This window comes from Chitinispirillales bacterium, assembly GCA_031254455.1.
Classification (GTDB): Bacteria; Fibrobacterota; Chitinivibrionia; order Chitinivibrionales; family Chitinivibrionaceae; genus WRFX01.
Genome location: JAIRUI010000128.1, coordinates 1 through 8,911, shown reverse-complemented (window position 1 = coordinate 8,911; position 8,911 = coordinate 1). Strand labels below are relative to the sequence as shown.

The 8,911-nt window shown below is 38.3% G+C and carries 5 protein-coding genes; 4 read left to right on the top strand and 1 reads right to left on the bottom strand.

Annotated features, from left to right (window positions below; translation table 11 throughout):
- The first annotated feature begins 9 nt into the window (after nt 1-9).
- From LBH98_10235 to LBH98_10220, 4 genes are all read left to right on the top strand, one after another.
- Nucleotides 10-2,322, top strand: coding sequence for a leucine-rich repeat protein (locus tag LBH98_10235; protein MDR0305125.1), 2,313 nt, complete (start codon nt 10-12; stop codon nt 2,320-2,322).
- A 24-nt stretch (nt 2,323-2,346) separates the two neighbouring features.
- Nucleotides 2,347-4,866, top strand: a complete 2,520-nt coding sequence (locus LBH98_10230; protein ID MDR0305124.1) for an InlB B-repeat-containing protein — start codon at nt 2,347-2,349, stop codon at nt 4,864-4,866.
- A 286-nt stretch (nt 4,867-5,152) separates the two neighbouring features.
- Complete coding sequence (locus LBH98_10225; GenBank protein ID MDR0305123.1) at nt 5,153-5,635, top strand: hypothetical protein; 483 nt, start codon at nt 5,153-5,155, stop codon at nt 5,633-5,635.
- Between the two features lie 52 nt (nt 5,636-5,687).
- Nucleotides 5,688-6,998 carry a DEAD/DEAH box helicase gene (locus LBH98_10220; protein ID MDR0305122.1) on the top strand — a complete coding sequence of 437 codons (1,311 nt, stop codon included), beginning with the start codon at nt 5,688-5,690 and terminating at the stop codon, nt 6,996-6,998.
- Nucleotides 6,999-7,000: 2 nt separating this feature from the next.
- On the opposite strand, the gene LBH98_10215 is transcribed toward LBH98_10220, so the two are convergent.
- Nucleotides 7,001-8,689 carry a hypothetical protein gene (locus tag LBH98_10215; protein MDR0305121.1) on the bottom strand — a complete coding sequence of 563 codons (1,689 nt, stop codon included), beginning with the start codon at nt 8,687-8,689 and terminating at the stop codon, nt 7,001-7,003.
- Between the last annotated feature and the right edge of the window lie 222 nt (nt 8,690-8,911).

Here is an 8,911-nt window from a genome sequence, read left to right as displayed (position 1 = left end):
CCTAAAAATCTGAAAAAGGTAACAGTTATAACACCGTGCAAAACAATTAATTCTGAAGCATTTTTAAATTGTGATATGATTGAAGAAATAATCATTCCCAATTCTGTTACTGAAATCGGTGATGATGCTTTTAAAAATTGTAGCAGTTTAAAAATAGTAGTTATTCCTAATTCGGTAACTTCTATAGGCAACTATGCTTTTTCTTATTGTAGGGGATTAACGGGAACATTAACTATCTCTAATTCTGTTACTGAAATTGGGAGTGGTGCTTTTTTCGGTTGCTATAATTTGATCACAATAAACATCGGAGACAATGTAAAAAGGATTCCTAACTATGCTTTTTCTTATTGTAGTGGATTAACGGGAACATTAACTATCCCTAATTCTGTTATTGAAATTGGTGATGATGCTTTTAAAAGTTGTGGCGATTTAACTTCGGTAGTTGTTGGTAATTCGGTTACAACAATAGGTAATTCCGCTTTCTCAGGTTGCAGCAAGTTAACGGGAACATTAACTATCCCTAATTCTGTTATTGAAATTGGTGATGATGCTTTTAAAAGTTGCAGTAATTTGACTGCAATAAACATAGGAAACAACGTAAAAAAGATTCCCGTTTATACTTTCATAAATTGCGATGAGTTGACTTCGGTAACTATTGGCAATTCGGTTACTTCCATCGACAATACGGCTTTTGTTGGTTGTAACGGATTAACTACAGTAAATTTTAATGCATCTAACTGCACTGTTGCAAATAGTTCTTCGTATTATTCGGTATTTGGCGATTGCAATAATTTGACCACAATGAATATAGGAAGTAATGTAACAAAGATTCCCAATTTCACTTCTAACCACAGTAGTTTAACAGCAATAAACGTTGATGCAAATAATAACAATTACTCCTCAATTGACGGAGTACTGTTTAATAAAGCAAAAACAAAACTAATTAAATATCCGACGAGTAAAATAGGAACAAATTATACAATTCCCAATTTGGTTGCTGAAATTGGCGATTCCGCTTTTTATAGGTGTAGTGGATTAGCTGGAGTATTAACAATTCCAAATTCGGTTACAGAAATCGGTAGAAGTGCTTTTCGTGGTTGTAGTGAATTAACTGCGGTAAATTTTAACGCAACTAACTGCACTAATATGGGAAGTTCCTCATATCCGGTATTTTCTGATTGCTATAATTTTACCGCAGTTAATATTGGAAGTAATGTAACAAGGATTCCTGATTACGCTTTTTCTCGTTGCAGAATAACTTCTATAATTATTCCAAATTCGGTTACAGAAATCGGAAGTAGTGCTTTTGCAAGTTGCGATAAGTTAACATCGGTAACAATTCCAGAATCGGTTATTTCTATTGGTAGTTCTGCTTTCTCAGGTTGTAGTGGATTAACTTCTATAATTATTCCAAATTCGGTTACAGAAATCGGAAGTAGTGCTTTTGCAGGTTGCGATAAGTTAACATCGGTAATAATTCCGGTATCGGTTACTGAAATCGGCTATCAAGTTTTTGCATATTGTAACAGATTAATGTCTGTTGTTATTCCTGAATCTGTTAATTCTATTAATGATGAGGCATTTCGTGATTGCGTCAAGTTAACTCAAATTATCAATAGAGCAATATCGCCGCAGAAGATAGATTATAACGTATTTCGTGATGTAACAATCTCGTCTGTTAAGTTGTTCGTTCCTACTGAGGCACTTTACGCATACAAAGTCGCCAAAGTTTGGGAAGATTTTGATATGGGAGCGATACCGTTTACGTTGAGTGAAAAAAATGTTACACTTGCAGTTGGTAAAACTCATAAAATTAAAGCAACATTTATCAAAGGATATTCAGGCGATACAACCATAACGTGGGCAAGTGAAAATCTTGCTGTCGCCACAATAGATGCTAAAGGCACAATAACTGCAAAATCGGCTGGGACGGCAATAATTGTAGCAACTACAAAAGATGGTAGTTTTATTGATAGATGTATGATAAATGTTGAAAATGAAACGCCGTCACCAATCCGCGAATTTAACAAATCCGACAAATACTACGGTATCAGACTGTTAAGTAATATTGTCTCCGATAAGGCTGTTATCGCCGTAGATTTGCCAAGTAACGAAAAAATTTCGCAGATGAAAGTCGTCGTTTATGATAATACCGGAAATACCGTATTTGAGACAGAAACAAGAGGCGGTAAAGTCGAGTGGAATTTAACGAATAACGCCGGCAGAAATGTGGCGAACGGTACGTATTTGATAATCGCTGAAGCGAGAGGGACGAGTGGGAAAACATACAAATACTCGGCTAAAATTGGAGTTAAGAGGTAATTTAAGACAAGGAAAGGCACTTATATGCAAAGCAACAGTATATTGCTAAAAGTAATGACTGCAGCGATGATTACCGTGTTTTATGTGTCTGGAAACGTATGGGCGGAAACGGCTGCGCAGTTGGCTGAAACAATCAATGTCAAAGCCGGTCCTAATTTAATCGCATCGGTAATCGGCAACACCGTTACGGTAACTGGGACATTGACTGCCGCACCAAGTAACGCCGATTTTCTTACTATTAACATTGACGCTGGTGTAACGGTGTCGTGGCAAGCGACACTTCAAGGTACGCCTTCCGGCAATTACTCGCTAATTAATATCACCGGCGGTTCCGGCGCATTTTGGATGACAAGTGGGACCATTGAAAATACCGGAACCGGCAGAGCGATTACTAACAATTCCTCCAGTGAAATAACTATTTCCGGTGGAACGGTGAAAGCCGGAAACTACTACGGTACTATATATAACGCTTCTACTGGCTCATTGAGAGTTTCAAATGGGGTGGTGAGTGTAACAGGTGATTATAATGGCACAGCGATTTATAATAATTCCACCGGTGCGATAATCATTTCCGGCGGGACGGTAAATGCGACGGTCGGTTACAACAGTACGGCAATTTATAATAATTCTACCGGTACGGTAGAAATTCAAAGCGGAAATGTGAACGCTGCAAGCGGAACGGCAATACATAGTGCTTATTATTCAGGTGCGGTAACCGTTTCCAACGGGACGGTAAACGCAACAACAGGGACGGCAATAAGTAGCGGTAACGGTATTTTAAATATTTCCGGTGGAACGGTAAGTGCAACAACAGGGACGGCAATAAGTACTTCGGGGACAGTGACTATTTCGAGTAATGCAAAAATTACTTCAGCAAATACTTCTTCTTCGGGCGGGACGGTTTACGTTAACAGTTTAAGTGATGCTACGCTCAATATAAACGGCGGAACGGTGGAAAATACGGCAATCGGCACAGATGGCAACGCAATCTACAGCAACCATAACTATGGCACGATAAATGTTTGTGGAGGGATCGTAAAGGCGACAAGCGGCGATGCAATCAATTATACGTCTCTCTCGTCTCCTGCTAGTAAAATAAATATTTCAAACGGAACGGTTATGACAAGCGGAAGCGGTAAAGCGGCGGTTTTCAGTAACTTAGGAACAGTAAAAATCACAGGCGGAACAATTTCGGTAATTCAAAATAACAGTTATGCTGTTTACTGCGAAAATAGAGTATCGCTAACCTTTGGCAAAAGTCCAAATATAACGGGTAGAATATATACTTATCCAGAAAAACTTGAATTAATTACTGTCGTCCCCGATATATTTGTTTGTGGAGATAAAAAATACACGCTTGATTTTCCTACAGAACAATACGCCGTTTCTAAAATAGCGGTAATGAACGGACGGGATTTCCTCGGAAATTTTAATCTTTACAACATCAACTATGTTTTGACTATAGCAGGACAGCATCTCGCCATAGCAACGGCATACAAGGTAAATTTCAACCTTAACGGCGGTACAGGCATTATCCCTGCTGATGTTGGCGTTGCATCAGGAGGCAATTTATTCGATAAGCCATCTGCAAGCGACTTTACCAGAACGGGTTATGTAAACGACGATGAGTGGTATACTACTTCCGGCTGTATAACAAAATTTGTATTCGGCGGAAGCGGCACCCCGATAACGGGAAATATAACACTTTATCTAAAATGGATAAAGACACATAATTTCATAGATTTTGACCTTAATGGCGGAAACGGCACAAAACCTGCCGATATCGCCGTAGCGTTTGAGGATGATACAATTCCTATAGAGAAGAAACCTGTAACGACAGGATTTACGAAAACGGATTACATAAATGACGGGAAATGGTACACGCGTAGCGACAGCAGTTTGAATTATGTTTATACCGAATTTATTTTTGGTAAAGATGGTACGGTGGTAAACGAAGACATTACACTTTATTTGAAATGGATTCCAGTTTATACGGTTTCGTTTGACCTTAACGACGGCTACGGAACAGTTCCGACAAATATTAGTGTAGAACATAACAGTACAATACCAGAACTTCAAAAGCCGTTGACGGACGAATTTACAAAAACGGGATACGTCAATGATGGGAAGTGGTATACAAACAGTGCGGGTACGACCGAATTTATATTCGGTGAAGATGGAATGCGGATTACGGCAAATACCATACTTTATTTGAAATGGGAGTCGAAAGATCCTATCTCAATTGGCAATGTTAGAAAAAATTATAACAAACACGGCATTTTGCTTGAAAAGAGTATAGTTTCTCAGTCTGCAAAGATTTCGGTGAGAATGCCGGAACAGGCGCAGATAAACTTAGTAATCTATGATAATATCGGCAACGTTGTGTTTGAGACAACGAGCAGAAACGGCAAGGAGATTTTGTGGAATTTAACCAATAACGCCGGTAGAAATGTAGCGAATGGTACGTATCTTATAATTGTCGAAGCGAGAGGAAACAGTGGAAAGACGTATAAGTATTCGGCGAAGTTGGGAGTAAGACGGTAACGCAGTCTCTGGATTGCTTCGCTTCGCTTGCAATGACGGTACATGTTGGGATGTTTCTTATAAGATTTTGCGCCCAGCGATTTATCGCTTTAAAGCGCAAAAAATTCTGTAAATTAATGACACTGTAAGTTTTGCTCCCCTGCGGCGCTTTCCTTTGGAGAGTACCGCAGGGGTTGGCGGTGAGGGATAATGGCTGTCGGGAGAGGTTTTTTCTTTCCGTCTCTGTTTATATTCATAAAGTTGCTCGCAGGTTTTACCGATAAAAAATATAGTAAAGGAGGACATTATGAATATTAATGTTGAAATATCAAAATCTTACGGAGGCTTTGCGTTAAGTAAAGATAACCGTAAGTTAAACATCGGTGTTTCGGATGTTAAAAAAGCCGGTACAAAAGATAATGTAATGTTTTCGCGGGAAAGTAAAAACGCTTCGCAATCGGCGATTCGCGCCGAAAAACGGCAAAAAACAAAAGAACAGAAAGAAAAAGACGATTACAGTAAAGCCCTTATGATTGCGTCGCGAATAAGAAGGGGCGGGAAAGTTCCGCCTGAAGACGAAAAATTTCTTATGCAGTTTGATTTACAGATGTATCTTTTTGCGAAGATGTCCGCTTCCGCCGCCGAAAACGCCGAAAAGAAATACGACAGTGTCTTGAATGGAGACAAAACCGATAAAGAAAACAGCGGTAACGACGATACGAAATCCGTAAATACCGATACCGATTTGTCGGTTGACGTTAATTCTTTTGCAAACAGCGGCAATGTATAATTACTTGATGAAGTCGGGGTAAGACGCTAATGCGATTCTGGATTGCTTCGCTATGCTCGCAATGACGGGGTGCAAAGAGATTTTGCGCTCCATTTTGTTTTTCGGCGAATATTATTTTATAAGCATGAAATTCAGTGAGTATGAAATATGCGGCGAAATAAAAAAAAACCTTGAAAATTCGGGTTTCAAAAAACCTACGGATATTCAATATAAGTGCATTCCTTCGGTTTTGGCGGGTGAAGACGTTTTGGCGGTCGCTCAAACGGGAACCGGAAAAACGGCAGCGTTTGCTATTCCGATTATCGAACTGATAAACAGACAAAAAAAAAATAAAAGAGCCGACGGTATTAAGTGTATCGTAATGTGTCCGACGCGTGAATTGGCAAAACAGACGGGCGCAGTATTTTCTTTACTGTCCAAAAACACCAACGTGATCAATTTCGCTCTATACGGAGGCGTCGAGCAAGATAAGCAGGCGGCGAAAATTCAAAAAGGAATAGATGTTTTGATAAGTACGCCCGGAAGAATGTTCGACCTTATTTCACAAGGTATTATTGATATATCAAGCGTTAAATATTTCGTTTTGGACGAGGCGGATAAAATGTTAAAACTCGGATTTTACGACGACTTGGATTATATAAAAAAAATGTTGAAACAACGTCACCAAACGATGTTTTTTTCTGCGACTATTGACGACGAAATTAAAAAATCGGCGTATTCGCAAGTAAAAAGCAGCGCCGTCCGTATTCAAATTTCGCCTAAGGATCCCGTTTCAAAAAATGTAAAACACGGGGTTATGTTTGTAGAACAGGAACAAAAGAGATTTTTACTGCAAAATTTTATAGTCAATAACGCCGACGCGAAAATTATCGTTTTCGTCAGAACAAAAATTCGCGCCGAAAGAGTTTGCAAATTTTTGAAAAATGCAAGTATAAATTGCGAGACGTTTCACAGCGAAAAGCCGCAGTTGGAGAGAGAAAGAATTTTGAACGACTTTCGTGAAAATAAATTTCCGGTAATGATTGCGACAGACATTTCCGCGCGTGGAATCGATATAGCAAACGTAACGAATGTAGTTAATTACGATTTACCAGGCGCCGCAGAAAATTATGTTCATAGAATCGGACGAACGGGAAGAGGCGACAAAAAAGGCGAAGCGGTTTCTTTTTGCTGCAAAGAAGAAATAAATCTTTTAAAAGAAATTGAAAAATATACCGGATATGAAATTACCGATATTCCGGTGGCTGAAGAGTTGAACATGGAAATACGAATTTCCGCAGAAAATGATAATAAATCGCTTCAACAGATGATTTTTGACGTTGAAAAGAATATTGCAAAAAACAAGAAACGCAGAAAAAAATAAAATTACTCTTCAATTCCGATTTTTTTTATGACGGAAAACGGGATTTTTTTCTCGGCGTCCTCTCTGTCCTCGACGATAATAAATCCGTTTGCGACCTCCAGAATTTTGTACGTTTTTACGGAAATTGTACCTAAATCCAAGTATTCGATTTTTATATTTTTCTCCATAACTACGGCATAATTAAGCAAGGTTCTGTTTTCCGGTTGAAACGCGGTCATCAATCCCGAGTATTTCGCCGGTTTTTTCGGCAATTCAAAAACGGAAAGCAGCGGATTTGAATTAAATTCTACAAAATTATCTTCTTTTTTCTCGTTTTTTGGTATAAGCCGCGTTTCTCTTTCTTTACTTTTTCGCAAATCAAAACCGAATTTTTCAAGCGTTTCTACGACGGATTTTTCTTCGCCTGGTTTCACTTTGAAGAAAGTATAGCCTTCGACAGGAGTAATTTTTTCTTTTAAGTCAGAATATTCCGCGATATTTTGAGCTATATCGTTTCTAAAGGCGATGTACGGTAAATCGCAAAACGCCCGCCTGAAAGAAGATATCCATTCCGAGATTGTTTCTTGAAGCGAGACCGGGGCGTTCCAATATCGTAAAATTTCTATAATTTCGCAGTCGCTTACTCCGTCGGCAAGGGATTCTTCAACCCGCTTTTTATCTATTTTCCCCTTATAAACTACATCGACGTCCGTTATTTTTACGGAATATAAAAGTTTGTATAAATGCTGCGGGTTTGCTTCTATAGGAATATATACGTTGAAATCCGGCAGTATGTGTCCGTTTTGATGATGTGTCGTAACGGATTGTTCGCGGAATTTAAACGAATTATCGTCGAAATATTCGACGAGTCCGCACCAGTGAAAAATTTTGAGAGAAAAATCGATTTCGGCTGTAATGTCGGCTAAAACGCCGCTGAATTTTACCGGATTACTATTTGACGCAAGCATTTTCAAAAACAAGAAATCTATGGTTTGAGAAAAGCACAGAATTTGCGAAATATTTTCTTTTGCGCTTTGGGTTATTCTTTCAAGTAATTCGTTTCCGTTTGAAAGCAAGTCGATTTTTCCGTTTTCACGAGAAATTTCCGCACCGAACGATTTGAATATATTAATAAAAAATTCTATTATTCGGCATAAATCGTCGTAATCGTCCAATAGTTTTCCTATTCCGCAGCGTTCTTTCATCAAGTCGGTAAATCGTTGAGAATAAGCGCCGTTTGCACATATTTTCGCTTCGCCGTTTTGAATCATATCTAAAATAATCGCCGAATCGTTGAAAAAAGCGCCGGAAAACAATAGGGGAGAGCCGGACGATTGTTCTTGTCGAATAATTTCTTTCTCAAAGATTTTTGCGATAATTTCGGATAAATCGGGAAAACCGAATAGCAGAGATTTGCTTTCTTTTGCGCCCTCAAACACCAAAAACGTTTTAAGAATTTCGGTTTTTATTAAATTCGTCGATGCTTTTTTACCTAAATTTCCAAATAAGTAAATTTGAATCAATTCGTTTTTTTCGACATTTGAAAGTTTATCGACAATGCATGATATTTTGTTTTGCGTACAAAAATTTTCCGAAATTTTTTCATATACTTCGTCTGTAAGAATTTTTGGCGTTATTTCTTCTCTTAGATATTCTATAACTGTATTTGACGGCAGTTGTTTTATGTAATTTTTAAAAATTATTCGTTTCATGACCGCAAAATACTATATTTCTATACAAAAATGATTTTTTATCATTTTTGTATAGAAAATCATATCGCGATAATAACGTTGAAAAAAATAAGTTTTAATAATCGCCAAAATCTTAATCGTCGTCAAACGCAATAACCGTAGGCGCGTTTTGTGTAGATTTCGCCTGTGCGTTTTGTACCGCCATTAACTTTCTTGTCGCCGGCGGCACTTTCGAGAAAATCT

Excerpts from the sequence above, each read along its gene's own strand:
- LBH98_10215 (MDR0305121.1), bottom strand. The coding sequence starts at position 8,689 with ATGAAACGAATAATTTTTAAAAATTACATAAAACAACTGCCGTCAAAT.
- LBH98_10225 (MDR0305123.1), top strand. The coding sequence starts at position 5,153 with ATGAATATTAATGTTGAAATATCAAAATCTTACGGAGGCTTTGCGTTA.
- LBH98_10230 (MDR0305124.1), top strand. The coding sequence starts at position 2,347 with ATGCAAAGCAACAGTATATTGCTAAAAGTAATGACTGCAGCGATGATT.
- LBH98_10220 (MDR0305122.1), top strand. The coding sequence starts at position 5,688 with ATGCTCGCAATGACGGGGTGCAAAGAGATTTTGCGCTCCATTTTGTTT.